Source organism: Vibrio sp. Vb0598 (genome assembly GCF_033338935.1).
Classification (GTDB): domain Bacteria; phylum Pseudomonadota; class Gammaproteobacteria; order Enterobacterales; family Vibrionaceae; genus Vibrio; species Vibrio alginolyticus.
The window spans coordinates 1-1116 of record NZ_JAWOTP010000242.1 but is presented as its reverse complement, the minus strand read 5'-3'; the positions used below and the strand labels follow the sequence as shown (position 1 = coordinate 1116).

Below are 1116 nucleotides of genomic sequence, written 5' to 3'. Positions count from 1 at the left end.
TCTTCATTGTCGACAAGGACAAAGGTCTCTACTGGAGGACAAGTAGTGATCGCACTACCGTGACTTTTGACCGCTTCGATATTTCGGTTGATAATTTCGTCATTGATTAAAGGTCGAACGCCATCATGAATCAAAACAACAGAGTTATGATCAAATTCTTCTTCTATCTTACATAAGCCGTTAAATATAGACTCCTGGCCAGTTTCACCACCGGGAATAACAAACTTTACTTTCTGAATATCAAATTTGAACAACAGTTTGCGTAAATAATCGATCCACGGTTCAACGCAAACCACAACAATGGCATCAATGTTTTTGTTCTCTTCAAACTTCTCAAGTGTGTATATAATTACTGGCTTGTTATATAGCTCTAAAAACTGCTTCGGTTTAGTGCTGTTTTGCATTCGGGTTCCGACACCACCAGCAAAAATCAAGGCAACATTCATAATTCACTCCTAAATCATAGATATCATTTTGTTAATGCTAGTGTTCACAGTCTCTCTATATCGCTCATAGTGATTAGGTTCGTAACCTTCCGCGACAGACAGGGTTAAGCGATCAATGATCTCATTTGCATCAAAATCTTGATGGGAAAAGAAACGTTCTGGATAACCTATACACTCACCGAACATTTTGACTTTGTTGTTCCAAACAAGCCCTACAACCGGAACAGTCAAAGAATAAGAAATAATGCAGGCATGAAGTCGAGCGGCGATTGTGCATTTAAATGTTGAAATAAGCTCAACCAGCTCTCTTGGCGTTTGTGGCTCAATAACGTTTAGTTGCTTCCCTAGATAGGTCTCCAGATCTTCTAGAATATCTACGTCGCTTTTCAAGCCATTAGTAAATAGCTGATAAGGTTGCCCGCGAGCTTCCAGTTCTGAAATAAGCGAGGCATATAGCTCGATAACTTGCGTTCTATCCAGATCAATACCGTTATCTTTAAAGATCCTTGCACGCACCAATCCAAGACCGACAACATCTCGCGATTTTTTCTGTATCCCATAAACTTCTGAGCTGAAAACTGCTGAATCTGCTACTTGAGCGGTTTTGATGTCCCCGTTTTCTATGTAGCCATCATTGAGCAAGCTCAAGCCATCACGTGTCGTAACAATT

At 40.2% G+C, this 1116-nt stretch carries 2 protein-coding genes; both read right to left on the bottom strand.

What is annotated here, in order from left to right; all coding sequences use genetic code 11:
* Window positions 1–446, bottom strand: a 446-nt coding sequence (locus R7Q38_RS24405; protein ID WP_318114657.1) for an IspD/TarI family cytidylyltransferase, incomplete at its 3' end; no start/stop codon positions are given.
* Between the two features lie 9 nt (window positions 447–455).
* Window positions 456–1116: polysaccharide pyruvyl transferase family protein (locus R7Q38_RS24400; protein ID WP_318114656.1), on the bottom strand; the 661-nt coding region annotated here is incomplete at its 5' end.